At 41.8% G+C, this 18,804-nt stretch carries 6 protein-coding genes and 3 pseudogenes; all 9 read right to left on the bottom strand.

The window, feature by feature from the left end; all coding sequences use genetic code 11:
* Nucleotides 1-16: 16 nt before the first annotated feature.
* Entirely contained in the window at nucleotides 17-1,174 is a 1,158-nt protein-coding gene (locus tag ACYCS5_RS27880) for an MFS transporter (RefSeq protein ID WP_459760478.1), read from the bottom strand.
* Nucleotides 1,175-3,156: 1,982 nt separating this feature from the next.
* Nucleotides 3,157-3,384 (bottom strand): annotated as a pseudogene (locus tag ACYCS5_RS27875) (transposase domain-containing protein); the annotation flags it as partial.
* On the bottom strand, nucleotides 3,294-3,500 hold the full coding sequence (locus ACYCS5_RS27870) for a hypothetical protein (RefSeq protein ID WP_459760477.1): 207 nt from the start codon (nucleotides 3,498-3,500) through the stop codon (nucleotides 3,294-3,296). The gene ACYCS5_RS27870 and the pseudogene ACYCS5_RS27875, both read right to left, overlap by 91 nt.
* Before the next feature lie 222 nt (nucleotides 3,501-3,722).
* A protein-coding gene (locus ACYCS5_RS27865; protein ID WP_459761348.1) for an IS5 family transposase occupies nucleotides 3,723-5,167 on the bottom strand; the annotation gives its coding sequence in 2 pieces (ribosomal slippage) (nucleotides 3,723-4,778 and nucleotides 4,781-5,167; 1,443 coding nt in all).
* A gap of 312 nt (nucleotides 5,168-5,479) precedes the next feature.
* A pseudogene (locus tag ACYCS5_RS27860) lies at nucleotides 5,480-5,866 on the bottom strand (SDR family NAD(P)-dependent oxidoreductase); the annotation flags it as partial.
* A gap of 127 nt (nucleotides 5,867-5,993) precedes the next feature.
* Nucleotides 5,994-6,757 (bottom strand): annotated as a pseudogene (locus ACYCS5_RS27855) (IS5 family transposase).
* A 118-nt stretch (nucleotides 6,758-6,875) separates the two neighbouring features.
* The gene (locus ACYCS5_RS27850) at nucleotides 6,876-7,628 is read right to left on the bottom strand and encodes a carbohydrate-binding protein (RefSeq protein WP_090738952.1); all 753 of its coding nucleotides are present in this window, start codon (nucleotides 7,626-7,628) and stop codon (nucleotides 6,876-6,878) included.
* Nucleotides 7,629-7,933: 305 nt separating this feature from the next.
* Entirely contained in the window at nucleotides 7,934-8,656 is a 723-nt protein-coding gene (locus tag ACYCS5_RS27845; protein WP_052132609.1) for a thioesterase II family protein, read from the bottom strand.
* Between the two features lie 23 nt (nucleotides 8,657-8,679).
* Nucleotides 8,680-18,789, bottom strand: coding sequence for a non-ribosomal peptide synthetase (locus ACYCS5_RS27840; protein WP_459760476.1), 10,110 nt, complete (start codon nucleotides 18,787-18,789; stop codon nucleotides 8,680-8,682).
* Between the last annotated feature and the right edge of the window lie 15 nt (nucleotides 18,790-18,804).

Raw genomic sequence — 18,804 nt, 5'->3', positions numbered from 1 at the left:
TTCAGCCTCTTTTCATTTATGCTTTGATTTTCTTAACCAGAAAAAGTCCTGAAATTGCCAGAGCAAATAACAATATACCACCGTTGATGAAAACTGCGATCAAAGGCTCTGCAGTTTTAATACTTGATAATGCGAGCAGTCCATATGGTGCCACAAACGATCCGATGTTTGCACCGACCAACAGAATCGACGTATTGAAGGTTGCTGAATTTTTAGGCGATAAGATACTCACTTGATTGAACAAAAACGGGATAAATAAAGAGAATGCAATGCCTACTAAGATAGAACCAATTGCAACAACATACATATTTGAAATACTGGCAATCAAAAAGAAACCTATTGCCATCAACAGCAAAGAAGTGTGCAGTGTAAACTTGCGAAGTTTGGATTGAACAATACCGAACATAAAGCCTGTGACCATACTTGCTAATTGCAAAATACTAAAGATAGTGCTTGCACTTGTTTCTGAACCCAGATGGTTGGTCGTTAGTAATGTTGCAAGCTTCACGAAAACAGCATTGTATAGAACTGCTAAGACCATTAGGAAAATAGCATACCCGATTATGGCTTTATTCGTTTTAAAGGCTTGTGGCGCTTCTTCACCCGTAACAGAACCATAGGATTCCGGCTTAGGAACAAACATTATAAATAATAAGAGAATTGGAAAAGCTAATGCATACACTAAAAATGAATACTGCCAGCCAATTACCAGAAGACTTCCTACCAAGAACGTCATGAATGCTCCTCCCAAGCCTTGGAATGCGCTTTGGAAGCCAATTAATGTCGCACGCTGATTGCCACTATAGAATGATGAAATCATGCTAACTGCCAGTGAGTTCATCAAGCCAAAACCAATCCCTAGACCAGCTCTTGAGATCAGCACCAGCTCATAACTGCTCACAAATGCTGGCATAATGCCACAAACCCCAGTAATAATCAGTCCAATAACTATGGTTTGCTTTTGACCAATCTTGCGGGCAATAAAGCTGCTCAGCAACACAAAAATCATAACCATGAAGGAAGGAATTGTAGTTAACAGCTCAATTGAAGATAATGAATACCCACTGAATGTTTCGCTCATTTGCGGGATTGCGGCACTAATCGCCGTTGACGAAGTCAATATTAAAGATACAGATAATAAAGAAAACTTCATTAGATTGCTGTCTTTGTTCAAGTGAATTTCTCCTTTATCAAGCTTTTTCAATACTAATTTTTTGATGCTCCCTCCAAAATACCCAAGTATGTTAATGTCTTGTTAGCGCTTACAGTTAATAATTTATCAATTTTCCCTAAATTACTCCATGTCAAAAAAGTATATGTTGACTGGCAAAAGCACTTAAAAAAACAGAGGCACAGCATGGTTCATGCTGTGCCTCTGTTGCCACTCCTAGCTTCACTTTTGGTTGAGCAGCCAACTTATTTACGCTATTCATTAAGTGTCATAGCGGAATTGAACCGTGCTAAGGTTCTGGCCAGGCTGTTCATGTTTCAGCTGGTAAACTGGTTCCTTGCCGTCTGCACGTGCCGTGAATAATGCGAGCTTGAAACATTTTAGCGCATGAAATGACTTACCGTTTAACCGCAGCTTACATAATATTCCTATCTACTGCTGTGCGTTGCAGGTTTCCTAGGGATGCAAGGTCTACATATTTGGACTTCTGCTTGCAGGATCGCTAAGCCTGTTCTCGTGCCTTTCGATAATTAATACAAGCGATTGTCCTCAGCTCAAGACAAGCACTTGTGCCAGTAAAAAACAAAAATTTAGTTACTCATGACCATCACTGCAACTGCTTGAGGTGTGTAAAACGTCATTGATTTAATATGACGTCCAGCATCTTCGCTTTTGATAGTGATAATCGTACTTATTAACCCAGGACGACTCCTCGTTCTTTAAATGATAATACTCAATGTAACGTTTCGCAAAGAAGGAAAGTACATCAATATTCCCAGCAAGCCACTGTGTCCGGTTCGGAAGGATCACCAGACCCGGATACATATGCCACTGATTTTAGCTCATGCCTCCATTTCTTGATACAACAGCGCATTCTTTGTCCGGGCATTGAATGAATAACTAGCGTATCCCGCCTTCAAATTAGGACACAATAATGTCGTATTTCCCGACCAATAAAGACCTCATTGAATACCGCTAAATCTGCCTTTAGGATTCCAGTCATACACAAAAGACCAACCAATTCCACTTTAAATACCTATCTAATCGGCAATGGTACAATGTTCTTATGCCGCGGCACTTAATGATAACCGGCAAAAATTCAGGCGGTTATGAATTCATAATTGTTGAGTTAACTAATACAAGTTTTTGTTGTCGACTCCGGACACTAACTTGTACCGATAAACAAAAAAGCTGTTAAAATATAAACCTTCGATGATTGGTTCGTTGGGAATGGGATAATATTCTTGTCAAAATCGGTAATAGGATAAAGTTCTTGTCATTTGGTTTTGACAAGAACTTTATCCCATAAATAAAAAAGCCGCGATTTTCGCAGCAATTAATGAGATAATGTTCTTATCTCCCGACATCCATGTCGGATGACAAGAACATTATCCCATAAATGACAAGAACTTTATCTCATTCCCTATTCACATTTAATTATATCCGATAAATATTATCACAGTCAAAAATAAAAAATCGCCTTTAGTAGGCGATTTTTAAATGTATCGTTCGGTGAGATTTCAATATACCCTTGTTGTTTTTTTATGTTTAAAAGGTGAAGCCAACTTCGCCCCTTGATCCGGTTTTTCCGCAATAATAAGTTTCAATATGTCACGGACCTTTCTGAGAGAACTATAAATTGATTATATCAGCAAATCGGTTCAATTTCATGACTTAGAATTATATACAGCAAAATGATAATAAGTGGTATGAAATAGTTGCTGGGCTTCACTCCCTCTTTTTTTATATCCATTCTTAGGTAAATTCAATTTTCTTTTCAGACATCACATTGAATCTTGATAATTAGGGCTTTCTTAGCGGATCATGTTTTACGATGTTACGAGCAAATGAACGGCGAGCCTTGACAAAAACCATTGCAAAAGAGGCAAAAAGAGACCCCGAAGTCTCTTTTCAGGTTCATCACCAGCAGTTGTGTAAGCGCAAAATAGCCCCCACCTTGTTCCCAAGATGAGGGCCTGTTAGTCTTAGTTTGATTGAAATAGGCGGCACGTCAGTGGGAGCGAAGGCGACCATGGCAACAATTCGTCTAGCTCAACCGGATCTTTCGGATTCGCAAGCTGCGGAAGCTGTTCGAGCAGGTCCGTCAAATACTTGAAAGGATTTAGCCCGTTTTTCTTCGCTGTTTCAATGACACTGTAGATCGTTGCACTGGCTTTTGCTCCGTGTGGCGCATTGGAAAAAAACCATTTTTTTCAATGATAACGAGCGAATACCAGCCGCTTTCGTCCGGTGAAGAATAGACGGTCGAGTACGCAAACCACATCGCCCCGGCATCGTGTCCGCTGTCGATATGCAATTTCACCTTCAATTTGTCATTAGTCCTATTGGCGATCCGCCAACATTTTAACTTTATCTTGACTAGCTTAAACCATGCTATTAATAGTAAACAAAGTAACGAATTTCACCGATAATGTTACTTTGTTTACGGGATATCTTAACTCTGTAAACAACGTATTCAGCGTAGTGGTGCCTTTACAATGAGAGGCATCGGATAACCTTGCTAGGTAGGGCTTGCTGAACGGGTCACATTTTACAGTGGAACGAGCAAGCGGACCGCGAGTCTCAACCACAGCCATTGCAAAATAGACAAAAAGAGACCCCGAAGTCTCTTTTCGAGGTTCATCACCAGCAGTTGCAGCCCGATCACGGTCTCGCTCGTCGTCTGAAGGTGTGCTCGAATACGGCCAAACCCATAACTGCGCTTGCCTTCGCCGAACTTGCCTTCCACCGCATTGCGTGCGGCTGCATCCGTCTTGGCGATTTTCTTTTTCTCCTGCTGATCGGCTGACGGACGACCCAACTGCGGTCCGCTTAAGCGAATTCCCTCTTTGCAGAAGCGCAAGTTGTCGCGGGTTCGATAGATCTGGTCGGCCAGCACCGCTTTGGGATAATAACCAAATCTGGCGCGGTAACGCTCTACGGCGTCCTGCAATGTCTGCCCTTCGTTGTAGCTATCCCACGACAGATGCTCGCGGAAAGCGTAGCCGTTCACCACGCTAATCGCCAGCTTCTCTCCGAACTCGACGTTTGCCCTGGCTTTGCCGCGCACGATCGGTCTGACATGTGGCTGTGCGATACTGACAATCCGATCCGATATGCTGTGTGTCCGCTTGTCATACATCGTTTGCTGCTGACGATAAAGCTCTTGAATGACCAGCAGTTCCTTGTACAAACGCCGCGGCAGGCCGCTCGTCATATCGGCGAGTTCGGCGATCATGCGCAGATCACGGGAAACGAACCTGAGCTGCTTGCCGATCGCTTTTCGCATCGCGCGCGGCTTCACGCGCCGCTGCTTGGCAACCGCCAGATAAGCTTTGCGGGCACGCTCTCGGTATGTTCTGGGCTTGCGGGTCTTTCCACGTTCCAGTTCGTGCAGGATGTCGATGATCTTCTCCAGCTTTTCTCTGGCCTGATTCAGTAACGACAAATCCGTCGGGTAGGCGATATCCGCCGGCGCGCAGGTAGCGTCCAGCAGCAGTTCGCCCTCGTTCGTCAGTTCCATCTGCTGTAGCTGCGTTTCTGAAGGCTTACCGGACGCTGCGTCAGTTCCGCTGCCAGGTTCATCGTCGCCCGATGAATCATCCGACACTTGCGCGCTTCTTCCAGAGCGATCCATTCATTCACTTCATCCAGAATTTCGCCACCCAATCGCTTGCGGAAATGCGTCATGAGAGAATGATGAAACGGACGGCGGTACCGATATTCCGGCAGACCGAGGAAGTACTGCAGATACGGGTTCTCCAGAATCTGACGAAGTGTCTCCCGATCATCGGTGCCAAGCCGCTCCTGGATGATGAGTGCGCCGAGCGCGATACGGATCGAAACGGCTTTTTGGCCCTTGAGGCTTTTCTTGAAGTTTTTCGCATACTTCTCTTCGAGCATCCACCACGGAATCATCTGGGCCAGCAGCACCCAGCGGTTATCTTCTGCGAGCTTTCCGCCGAACGGCAGAAAAAAGTCGACGGGCAGGTTCATCTGGTTCTCGGTTCGCTGATACAATCCTGACGCCTCCAAGTGCACGGTTTTTCACGGGGCTGCCCCGTTTTCCTTCGACATAAGAGGCCCTAAACCCTTGTGCCTGTTGGAGTTTTGATTCGTTCAGCAAGCCCTAGGTAAACCGTGTCCTATGGGCATCGGCGCACGTGTTTAGACTCCGATGCCGCGAGGCTCATTGTCAAGGCGAATACGTTGTTTACATGTCTTCGATGTACACGCCCTTGATAATCAAGGATTTTCTAAAAGCGAGTTGAGATAATTAACGAAAATATACGCTAAGTATTAAACGGATTAATGACCCTTTGGCGGCTCAAACATCATATTGTTTAACTGGTTCACAAAAATACCTTCGTTCGGGCCCGGGTTGTTTCGAAATACTTTCGCTTCTTCCACTAGAACCTCGTCCGCATCCGTACCAAGTACCTTCATCGTTTCATCAATGAATGATGCTAGTAGCATAGAGCTCGGATCGTTATTGAAATACGTTTGAACCCCTGGCGGCGCAATTTCCAGGATTTTCACCGATGTGTCTTTAAGCATGTACCGTTGGGATAGCGTATAGGAATGGAGCGCTGCTTTCGTCGCACTATAAACAGCAGCACCCGCCAGTGGCACGAATCCAAGTGACGAAGTCGTGTTGATAATAACCGCTTCTTCTTTGGACTTCAAATGCTCGAGTATCTACATAACTTTTCACAAATAGTATATTGTACATATTTTTTAGAGAGAATGCCTGTTTTAGAACCTTCTCTTTGTTCTTATTCAAAAATTTAATTGTACAATTCTCTAGGGCCTGTACGCAAACCTATTTGAGCCATAAACGAATTGAAAGCAGCGTCAAAAAAGCCATGAACATGTTCGCTGTTTTTTCATAGCGAGTGGCCAAGCGTCGATAGTTTTTTACTTTGTTGAAAAAGCATTCAATTAAGTGTCGCTCTTTATACGTTTCAGAATCTAACGGGCGCTTTACCCGCCGATTGCGTTTGCTTGGGATAACCGGAGTGATCGCTCGGCTTTGCAAAAGCTCCAGAATGGCATTGGTATCGTAGGCGCGATCAGCCAACACTTCGCCCGGGCAGAAGTCCAGTTCATGAAGAAGGCGATAGCCGGTGACAGAATCGTGGTCTTGTCCTGGCGTCAATTCGAAACGCAGCGGATAGCCGAGCGCATCCACCATCGCATGAATTTTGGTAGTTAATCCTCCGCACGAACGTCCGATTGCTTGCCGGTCCTGCCCCCTTTTGCGCCCGCTCCATGTTGATGGACGCGGACGATGGTGGCATCGACCATGACCTGCTCCCAATCCGGCTCGATGGCGACATGCTTCAGTATTTCACCCCAAATATTCGCTTTTTGTAGCCGCCAGAAAAAGCTGTAGGCTGAAGACCAAGGGCCATAGTAACTCGGTAAATCCCGCCATGGCGCGCCCGTTCGAGCAACCCAAAGCACGGCATTGAGCATCTGGCGCCGATCCTTGGGCGGACGTCCTCCCTGTTTTTTTCGGGCTGGGGGCAACAGGGGGTCAACTATATTCCATTCTTCATCCGTTAACTCGTATCTTCGTCTCATGTGCCTTATTTTACTAGATTTCTACGAGTTGTACAGTTTGCGTACAGGCCCTAAAAAAATCGGGCTGAAAAAACGCATTTTTCAGCCCGATTTTGCTTATCTTTTTTTAAAATCCACCTTAGTTCTTACCGCCATAGCCCTTATAAGTAGCGTAAACTGCATCTGCATATTGATTGGCCAGAATAGGACGGCCATAAGAGTCTGTAGCTCCCGGATACCAGTTATCTCCTCCGTTATAGTGTAATAAGCCATTATATATGTTGCCGAATCTAGTAATCTTTTCATTTAAAATCAGTCCGCCCAAGCATACCTGATCTTGTTCACTGCCGTGATTATAAGCACGGCCAAATTTTGAACTGAATTGAGATAAATAAGCATTACGTGTGTTTGGTTCTACCTGCATCAATCCGTCGCCGGCTGATGGACTGCCTGGTAAGCCTGCTCCAAAGCTGCTTTCCTTTTTGATCACAGCACTCAGCAATAAAGCAAAATCTCCGCCTTTACCGAATTTATCGCCCGCATTCATTGTGTATGTCCATATGTGGCTTGGAACTTCGGAAGGCTTTGTTACTGAAGGACCTGTTGGTGGCGTTGTTGGCGGTGTTGTAGGTGGCGTAGTTCCGCTGCCGCCTTTCTCCCATAAAGCAGGAACAATAGGTGGTTCCCAACCTACGAGGGAAGTATGTGCCTGACGACAGGTATAAGTACTTCCACTATATGTTACTGTATCATTTACTGCATAGGCAGTATTTGGTGCCCATGCTCCCCTAGCGGCTGCGCTCACCGGCAAGACTGCGCAAAAGGTGGATAAGAATACTGCTAAAACTACCAAAAGTGATGTGGCTTTAAAAGAAAACTTTTTGCTAGTCATTTTCAAACCTCCTTGTATTTTTCTTCTGGTATTTTCCTGTGTTGCTCATTTTCAACATTTATCAGCACTATTTCCCCCCCTTTGTTTTCACAAATACTTCAAGTTCATTCCATAATTAAAGCGATTAAACAAATGATTACAATTCTGATAATACAGAAACATGAAAATAATTCCAATAGGACGTAGGTTCTACTTTCTTGAAATTTTTGATTAGACTGGAAAGAGGCTAAGTCTACAGGTCATTAAAGTCAACCTAAAAACTTAGCCTCTTGATTTCATATTAAATTTTAAATAAACTTCAGTCTTCACATAACATTGTCTGCAAAGTCGATGAGACTACTATTTATTATTGCTGCTACATCCTTTTTGTAATCGTGTATAAAAAAATGATCCCCGTCAAACATATGAATTTTACAACTTTTGGACGTATAATCATGCCATTTTGCAACGTCAAAAATAGTGGCTCCCTTTTCTCTTTTTCCCCACAATACACTTATATCGCAGTCAAGCTTAGCGTTTTTTTCAATGTGCCTGTATGTGTCAGTAATTCTAAAATCCGCTCTGAGTATCGGTAAAAACAACTCCATTAATTCATTGCTTTTCAGAACCTCTTTGGGCGTGCCTCCCAGCTTAAATACCTCATCCACAAACTCCTTATCCGGCAAATCATAGAGTACCTTCTTCTTACTTACAAAACCCGGAGGATATCTGCCGGAAATAAACATATGGACAGGATATGGATGTCCGAGCTCCTTTATTCTATAGGCAAGTTCATATACAAGTACACTGCCCATACTGTGGCCAAACAACGCATAAGGTTGTTCTTCAAGGTTGCTTATGATAATACGGTGTATATCTTCAAGCGCTTCCTCAACACTTCCGTAAAACGGTTCACCAATCCTGCTGCCTCTTCCCGCAAGCTCAATCGGGAAAAGCTCAATCCTATCATGCAAGTATTGTTCCCAATATTTATATACTGCTGCAGAACCTCCTGCATACGGCAGACAAAACAATTTAATCTTATCCATTATATCTACCCCTTATATCTGAACTATTGGTTGATCTCTTCCAATATTTCTTTAATAATAGCCGCATTTTTATCTATATATCCTGTACTTAACATATCAAAATGACTGCCAAATCCGTTATATACTTTGAACTCTCCCGTTGTTGCCTCTCTCCATCCTTCACATAAATCAGCTTCACCTTCATTGTCTTGCTGCTGTGATATAATAAGATGGATATTGGAGTTTATCTGTCCCGAGTTTATAACACTTCTAGTGTATTTATGATAATTTCTCATTCTTTCAATGGCCTTTTCAATAACTGCCTGGTTATCTCCAAACATGCCTTTTATAAGTTTCTCATTTTCTTCTATAAATTCTTTATCCTGTTGCTCAGCAAGTTTCTTAGCATCTTCGCTTTCTTCCTCAATAAGGACAAATGATTTAGCCGAATCCAGAAAGATTATATCGGATACATGATGTCCAGTTTCAATTAATACTTTAGCAACTTCAAATGCCAGATTACCTCCTGCCGAGTAACCAAATAGAATATATGGGCCCTCGGGTTTGACAGAAGTAATTGCCTTCACATACTCCTCCATCCTGCTCTCATTTTCTATAAAGTCAAAGGAATATATGGAATAAGCATTCATTTGTTTTGATAAACTACCATAAGCTATTCCATTTCCTCCTCCTGGAGGGAATGCAAACATAAGACTCTCCATTGCTGAATTAAAATGAATTGCCGGACTTGGTGTAATATAATCATTGGCGTACGTATTGTGTATAAAACGGGCAATTTCCTTTATGGTTGGGGCCATATAAAAGTCTTTTAGTGGTACCTCAACATTTAACTGTTCATAAATTCTGCTTATAAGGGATATTGCCTTCAGTGAGTATCCTCCCAGTTCAAAGAAGTTATCATTCACACCAATTTTTTGTACTCCAAGGGCATCATGCCACAGCAGTGCAAGCTTCTCCTCAACTTCACCGCAAGGCTCTACATACTCTACTGATGTAGCTAAAGTACCGTCATTTTGGGGTAAATTATTCCGATCTATTTTGCCATTGGCTGTCAAAGGCAGCTTTTCCAGCTGAACAAAGTATTGTGGTATCATGTAATCGGGAAGTTCTTTTAAGAGAAGCGCCCTTAAATCTGATATTGTAGATTCACTTTCCCCTGCTATATAAGCACACAAATACTTGTTGCCCTCCTGGTCTGTCTTTGCAATTACCGCAGCTTCTTTTATTGAAGGATGCTTTAATAGCTGCACTTCTATTTCCCCAAGCTCTATCCTAAAGCCCCTAATCTTTACCTGATGGTCTACTCTGCCTATAAATTCGATGTTTCCGTCAGGAAGCCACCTTCCAAGATCACCGGTACGATACATTCTTTCTCCAGAGCTGAAAGGATTAGCTACAAATTTTTCCGTAGTCAATTCAAGTTTGTTCAAATAGCCTTTTGCCAGCCCATCTCCAGATATATATATTTCACCAGTTGTATTAACCGGTAAGATATTCATGTCTTCATTAAGTATATATATCTTATAATTCTGCAATGGCATACCTATAGGTATACTTGTTAGATTTCTCACCTTCTCACGGCTTAAATGGTAATAAGTTGAATCTACGCAGCATTCTGTTGGACCATAAACGTTTGTTATAGTAGGGTTATTATCTTTAAACCGATCATAGAAACCTTGTATACCTTTACATGAAAGTTCTTCCCCTCCGATAATAAACTGCATAACTGAAAGACTTTCGCCAGGCCTGGCAGTATCTGTTAAAAGCTTTATATGTGCTGGTGTTCCGTCTGAAACAGCAATTGAATTCCTGTTATAGTACTTTAGAAGGCCCTCACCATCTAGCCTTGTATCCTCAGGAACTATAAACAGCGTATGGCCAAGGAGAGAAGCCGCAAATATTTGTTTTACAGATGCGTCAAAAAAGTAAGGGGACACAAGGGCAACATTTAAATAATTATCATAATTTTCATAGACAAGCTTTCTTAGTCCATAAACCAAGTTAACTACACTTCGATGCTCTATCATTGAACCCTTCGGAACTCCAGTAGATCCCGATGTATAAATGATATAAGCTAAGTCCTCTGGTTTATTTATTTTATCAAGGTTTTCAGCACTTCCAATGTATATTTCAGGGGAATCAAGCAGTAATATATTACCGTAAAACTCTGCTTTATCCGCTAAATGTGATTGCGTCAACAGCATAGTTGCATTACTATCTTCCAGTAATTTTTTTATTCTTAGTTCAGGAAGTTTGGTTGAAATTGGTAAATATACACCTCCTGCTTTTAAAATTCCCAGTATTCCAACCTGCATATCTACGGATCTTTCTACCATTATTCCAACTATGCTGTTTTGCTTTACACCATTACTTCTTAGTGCTCTGGCAAGCTGATTTGCCTTTTCATTGAGCTGCCTGTAGGTTAATTGCTTGTCCTCAAACACTACAGCTACATTATCAGGTGTCCTTTCCACTTGGTCTTGGAACAGCTCATGTAGAGTCTTATCCCTAGGGTATTCTGCCTTTGTATCATTAAAACTATTTAGTATTTGCTGTTTTTCATCCTGAGATAGTATATTTATTTCGGACAGCATCTTTTCGGGGTAAGCTGTGATCTCTTCCAGTACATTGATGAAATGGACCCCAAGTTTTTCTATTGTCTCTTTCTTAAACAGACGAGTAGCATACTTTAACCCAAATACAATATTATTCTGGGTCTCTTGGGCGTTTAGGGTCAAATCAAATTTGGACGCCCTGAACTCATTATCATAGGGCATGAACCTTAGCCCATTCATCTTAAATTCTGATGCCTCTTTATTTTGCAAGACAAACATAGTATCAAACAGCGGATTTCTGCTCAAATCCCGCTTAATGCTAAGCTTCTCCACAAGTTCCTCAAATGGGTAATCCTGGTTTTCATAAGCCCTTAGAGCGTTTTCTTTTACTACCATCAAAAACTCGCTGAAATTCTTTTTACCTTGAGGGTAATTCCTCATAGCTAGGGTATTGACAAACATGCCTATGATGTCCTGCAAATCTGTATGTGGCCTTCCTGCTATAGGGCTTCCAATTACGACATCTTCCTGTCCGGTGTATTTGAAAAGAAGCACATTGTATGAAGCTAGAAGCACCATATACAGTGTTGCTCCATGATCCACGGCAAGCTTGTTCAGTTTATGTGCAAGTTCCCGGCCTGTTTCAAAACTGACCATATCGCCTTCAAAACTCTGTATAGCCGGCCTTGGGTAGTCTACCGGCATATCAAGTACTGGTATTTCTCCCCTAAATGCCTGGAGCCAGTATTCTTCTTGTTTACTGATTGTGCCGTCAGCAAACAATTTATTCTGCCATACGGAATAGTCCTTGTACTGAATCTGAAGTGCTGGAAGATTCATTCCTTCATACAAGCTTATGAATTCTCTTACCAGTATTTCATCCGACACCCCGTCAGATATGATATGGTGTTTATCAAGCATCATGACATGCCTGTCTTCTCTAATTTTTACGAGCCCTGCTCTTAGTAAAGGAGCCTTGCCAAGGTCAAATGGCCTTATGAATTCATTTGCTGCTTCTGAGGCTTTTTCTTCGCCGGTTTCCATGTACATGATACTAAATTCCACCTCATCATGGACCTTCTGCACCGGTTCACCATCTACCATATGGAAGGAGGTCCGGAAAGCCTCATGCCTTTTTACCAGCTGATCTAAGGCTTTCTCAAAACGTTCTATATCAATACTGCCTTCTAACAACATAAACTCTGGCATATTGTATGCCACCCTTGCTCCTTCAAGCTGATTTAATATATACAGCCTTCTTTGGGAAGACGACATAGGATAGTATTCCATTTCTCCAGTGGGCTGGATAGATTGATAAATACTCTCTTGGGCTTCCTGGATGTACTTGGCAATTTCTGCAATTGTCGGCAGCTTGAATATCTCCTTAAGAGATATATTTACATTGAACTCTTTGTGAATTTTGGCTGCAAAGTTTATTGCTTTTAATGAGTGCCCCCCAAGCACAAAGAAATTATCATTTCTCCCTATTTTCTCAACCCCCAGGATATCCTGCCACAATTGTACAAGCTTCTCTTCCACTTCACCTGAAGGTGCTTCATACTCTACTCCAGTATTTAAATGAGCAGCAGGGTGGGGCAAGTTCTTCCGGTCTATCTTACCATTGGCTGTCAAAGGCATTTCATCCAGCTGCATGAAGTATGCCGGGATCATATACTCGGGCAATTCTTTTGAAAGGCATTCCCTTAGTTCAGTTATTGTCAGTTCATTTTCCCCAACGAAATATGCACACAGATCCTTGTTCTTCTGTTGGTCTTCCTTTACAATAACCACAGCTTCTTTTATTGAAGCATGTCTTAATAGCTGAGCCTCTATTTCTCCAAGTTCTATTCTAAATCCCCTTATCTTTACCTGGTGGTCCATCCTGCCTAAAAATTCTATATTCCCGTCAGGCAGCCATCTTGCCAAGTCCCCAGTACGATACATTCTTTCTCCCTTTATAAACGGGTTAGATACAAATCTTTCTGCAGTAAGCCCCGTCTTGTTTAAATAGCCTTTGGCAAGACCATCCCCAGATATATATAATTCCCCAGCGATACCTATAGGATTTACTTCTAATTTCTTACCAAGTATGAATGCTCTGGTGTTTGGCAAAGGACGGCCTATGGGGATATTATCCAATCTACTAAGCCCCGCCGCAGTAATCAAATATTCCGTAGAATCCACACAGCATTCGGTAGGACCATAAACATTTGTGATGCAAGGTTGCACATCCTCAAATCTGCTTAGGAAGTCTTTTACTGCATCAAATGGAAGAACATCTCCGCCTATAATAAAATGTCTCACTTTTAGGTTATTATCTATAGGAGGAGAATTTAACATCATATTTACGTGTATGGGCGTTCCATCCGAAATATCAATCCTATTTTCACTATAGAAGTCCAGCAGCTTTTTACCGTCTTTCCTTGCTTCCTCCGGTACAATGTACAATGCATGCCCCATTAGCAGTGCTGCGAAAATCTGCTGCACCGAAGCATCAAAAACATAAGGGGCAATGAGGCAAACATTCAACGGTGATTCATATTTGCTATATATTCTCTGGAACAGACCCTCTACCAGGTTTAATACACTCTTATTATCAATGCAAACACCTTTAGGGTTTCCCGTTGAGCCAGAGGTATAGATGATGTACGCTGTATCACCAGGCTTATTTATACATTTTATATTCACATCGTTTATAAAATTATAATCATAATCAGATAAATCAATAATCTCACCATCGAAATCATCACGATCCATAAGATGATTTTGGGTGAGTAAAATTTTGGCCTTGCTGTCCTCCATCATATACCTTTTTCTTTCCAATGGATAATTAGGATCTACAGGAAGGTACGCCCCCCCAGCCTTGATTACTGACATTATACCTATAACCATTTCAGGCGAGCGGTCCACCATTATGCCTACAATATCATCAGGCTTTACTCCCTTTTCTCTTAATGCCCTGGCCAATTGGTTTGCCTTTTGATTCAGTTCTCGGTAGGTTAATTGTTTACCTTCAAAAACCACTGCAATATGATCAGGAGTCTTTTTCACTTGCTCCTCAAACATTTGGTGTATGGTTTTATCCAGGGGATATTCGAGAGCAGTATCGTTAAAGCTGTATAATACTTGCTGTTTTTCTTCCTGTGATAACATTTCGATTTCATAAAGCCTTTTTTCGGGGTATGCTGCAATTTCTTCCAGCAAATTGATGTAATGAGCCCCAAGTCTTTCAACTGTTTCTTTCTTAAACAGTCTTGTACAGTATTCGAGTTCAAAGGCTATACCATCCTCAGTCTCAAATGCATTTAAGGTGATGTCAAATTTTGATATTCTGCCTTCTATCCCTTTGTTGTACGGCTTGAAGCTTAGATCAGACGTTATGAGCTCTGCTTTTCCAACATTGTATATGGCAAACATGGTATCAAAGAGGGGATTCCTGCTCATATCCCTCCTTATGTCCAGCTTATCCACTAATTCTTCAAACTGATAGTCCTGATTGTCGTATGCTTTCAAAGCATTTTCTTTAACTTCTTTCAAGAATTCAATAAAAGTCTTTTCTCCTTGCGGGTGATTTCTCATGGCCAGAGTGTTTACAAACATACCTATGATGTCTTGAAGGTCAGCATGAGGCCTTCCAGCTATAGGACTTCCCACAATAATATCTTCCTGTCCAGTGTATCTAGATAACAGCACATTGTATGCAGCAAGAAGCGTCATATATAATGTAGCTCCATTGTCTGATCCAAGCTTGTTAAGTCTAACCGCAAGCTCGCTATCAGCTTCAAAGCTGATGTAGTCTCCTTCAAAGCTTTGTACTGCGGGTCTTGGGTAGTCGGTGGATAAATCCAGCACAGGGATCTCTCCCTGAAAGGTCTGGAGCCAGAATTCCTCCTGCTTACTTATGGCAGCTCCTGCAAACAATTCCCTCTGCCAAACTGAGTAGTCCTTGTACTGTATACGCAGTGGAGGAAGTATTTTCCCTTCATATAAGCTTATAAACTCTCTTACCAGTATGTCGTTGGACACTCCATCCGATATGATATGATGCATGTCAAACACCATAATATGTCTGGCTTCTCCAATCTTTACAAGTCCAACTCTTAATAGTGGAGCCTTTCCAAGGTCAAAGGGCCTTATGAATTTCTCCACTATTTCGGGAACCTTCTCTTCACTGGTTTCCAGGTACATGATACTTAGGTCCGCCTTGTCATGGACTTTCTGAGACAGCTCTTCCTCGATCATATGGAAGGAGGTTCGAAAGCTCTCATGCCTTTCTATCAGACTATGAAAAGCCTGCTCAAAACGTGCTTTATCAACAGTACCTTCCAGCAATATTATGCCAGGTATATTGTAGGCGATTCCAGCTCCTTCAAGCTGGTTTAATATATATAGTCTTTTCTGGGCGGAAGAAATGGGATAATATTCCATATCCCCAGCACGTTGAATGGACTGATATAGGCTCTCCTTTGAGTCTTCAATGTAGCTGGCAATTTCTAAGATGGTTGGTGTCTTGAATATTTCCTTAAGAGGTATGTCTACATTGAACTCTTTGTGAATTCTTGCTACAAGGCTTGTTGCCTTTAACGAGTGTCCTCCGAGCATAAAGAAGTTATCATTTCTTCCTACCTTCTCTATTCCAAGGATGTCCTGCCACAGCAGCGCAAGCCTTTCCTCCACTTCACCTGAAGGCGCTGCATACTCTGTTCCTGTATTTATTCTTCCATCAGGCAGCGGCAGCGCCTTTCTGTCCAATTTTCCATTTATGGTTAACGGTACTTTTGCTATCCTCATAAAATAGGATGGAATCATATAATCGGGCAGCTCTTTAGATATAAGCTCCCTTATTTCGGTCACTGTCACTTCTCGGTCAGACACTATATAAGCGCAAAGATACCTGCCTACACTTGAATCCTCCCGGTCAATGACCACCGCCTCATTTATATCAGCATGCTTCAAAAGGGCTGCTTCTATTTCCTCAAGCTCGATTCTATACCCTCTTATTTTAACCTGGTGGTCTTTTCTGCCGGCAAATGCAATATTCCCGTCAGGAAGCCACTTTGCAAGATCTCCTGTTTTATACATCAGTTCTCCAGGCATAAATGGGTTCGGTACAAACTTTTCCCTGGTAAGTTCCGGTTTTTTCAAGTATCCTCTCGCCAATCCTGCCCCGGAAACACAGAGTTCACCCTCAACACCTATGGGCTTAAGATTATTGTTTTCATCAACTATAAACACCCGGGTATTGGTAATAGGTTTACCAATAGGTACCGACTTATCGGCCGTCTCACAATCATCTGCTTTCCATACCGTTGCACATACGGTTGTCTCAGTAGGTCCATAAGCATTTATATATGAAATCCTGTTGCTCCATTTCTTTAAAAGTTCGGGAGTGGAAGCCGAACCTGCTGCAATTACCTTCTTTAAGGAAGTTACTTTTTCCGGGTCCAGATTTGCCAGATACGGAGGTGGTAAAGTAGCAATAGTTATCTCATTTTCATTTAGGTATTCTTCAAATCTTCGATAGTCATTGATAATATCGCTTGAAGATATATATAGTGTTGCTCCTGCCAATAGTCCCATAAATATTTCCCAAACTGCAGCGTCGAATGAAATTGATGCAAATTGAATAATCCTATCGCTTTCACTTACATTTAAGCGGGTCTTGAAAAACGCCTCCAGATTTGCTACCCCTTTATGTTCTACCATAACCCCTTTAGGTTTTCCTGTAGACCCAGATGTATAAATGATATATGCCAAATTTTGCGGTGAACATACCACTTCCAGGTTCATAGGGTTTCCGGCATAAAGGCTTTCATCTTCTATGTCTATATACTTCCCGTAAAACTCCACTTTCTCCAGGAATTGCTTTTGGGAAATCAGCACCCCTATCTCGCTGTCCTCGAGTAAATATTCGATTCTTGCCTTAGGGTAGTCAGGATCTATAGGCATGTATGCCCCTCCGGCTTTAAGTATGCCAAATATACCTATGACCATCTCCAGTGAGCGTTCTACCATAATACCCACTATGCTGTCTGGTTTAACTCCCTTATCCCTCAACACTCTTGCAAGCTGATTTGACTTCTCATTGAGTTCCCTATAGGTTAGCTGCTTACCCTCAAACACCACTGCCGCATTGTCAGGTGTCTTCACCGCTTGTTCCTCAAATAGTTGGTGAATGGTCTTTTCCCTGTGGTATTCCTCCGTTGTATTATTGAAGCAGTGTACTATTTCTTTTTTTTCCACTTCGGTGAGTATATCAATATTCCTAATATGCATATCGGGACTATCGGTTACAATTTCTATTACCGACTGAAAATGTCCCTTGATTTTTTCTATGAAATTACCATCATATACCAGTGAGTTGTAACTGAATTTAATAGATAATTCCTTACCGCCATCAACGAGTATCCCAAAATCATAATTCGTCTGCTCGAATATTTCCATTCCAACTACATTTAAAATGCCATTACTGGATGAAGCATTAACCGCTTCATCCATAGGGTAATTTTCAAAAGCCATAACATGATGTATCAAGGCATCTTTCAAGCATGTTTTTGACTGCACATCCGCCAGAGGATAGAAACTGTACCGGTCAGATTCAAGCACCGATTGCTGCATCTCTTTGATCAGTTCGGTAAAAGTTTTATCCTCATCACAACTCACCCTTACTGCAACGGTATTTATAAATAAACCCACCATGCTCTCAATTCCCTGTATTTCATGAGGCCTTCCCGATACCACCTCACCAAACACCACATCATCGGTATTGTTATACCGCTGTAATAATATCCCCCATATGGTCTTTATAATGGTACTCATGGTTGTATTGTTTTTGGCTGCAAACTTCTCAAGATCGCTAGTTATTTGTTCAGATATTTTAAACTCCGTTTCTTCAATCCTGAAATCATCACTTGCAGACCTGCCGTTTTGGGGAAGGACTGTCTGATGCTCGTAACCTTTAAGATAGGTTTCCCAGTAATCTGCGGCCTCGTTCTGATTTCTGCCTTCCAACCATTTGATATAGCGGCTGTAAGGATATACCTTTCCTGACTCCGGCTCCCGGCTATTCATCAGGGCTTCATAGTTTTCCATAAATTCTCTAAATATATTTGCGAGACTCCACCCATCAATAATGATGTGATGAAAGCTCCATACCATGTTATAAGATTGGTAGCCTGTTTTAATTACACTTAATCTTGTTAAAATATCCCTTGATAAGTCAAAGCCCTTTTTTCTGTCTTTAACCCTGTATTCTTCTATATACCTATCCCTTAGTTCTTCGGCAAGGGAGGTAATATCCTCATAGCTGACAGACAGCTTTCTTTCCTTCATGACTACTTGTAAGGGCTTGGCTACATTTTCATACAAAAAAATTGTTCTCAAAGCGTCATACTTTTCAATAATGATATTAACGCTCTTTTCAACACAATCAATGTCCAGGATGCCTTTTATAGAAAGTGATATCTGCTCAAAGTAGGCGTCTGAATTTTTATCCATCATATAGTGGTACAATATCCCTTGCTGCATAGGAGTGAGCCGGTACATATCTTTTATGTTTTGTTTCTTCAAATCACTCATAAGTACTCCTCCTTA

Source organism: Paenibacillus sp. SEL3 (genome assembly GCF_054602585.1).
This window is presented reverse-complemented; position numbering and strand designations above follow the sequence as displayed.

Excerpts from the sequence above, each read along its gene's own strand:
- ACYCS5_RS27850 (WP_090738952.1), bottom strand. The coding sequence starts at position 7,628 with ATGACTAGCAAAAAGTTTTCTTTTAAAGCCACATCACTTTTGGTAGTT.
- ACYCS5_RS27840 (WP_459760476.1), bottom strand. The coding sequence starts at position 18,789 with ATGAGTGATTTGAAGAAACAAAACATAAAAGATATGTACCGGCTCACT.
- ACYCS5_RS27845 (WP_052132609.1), bottom strand. The coding sequence starts at position 8,656 with ATGGATAAGATTAAATTGTTTTGTCTGCCGTATGCAGGAGGTTCTGCA.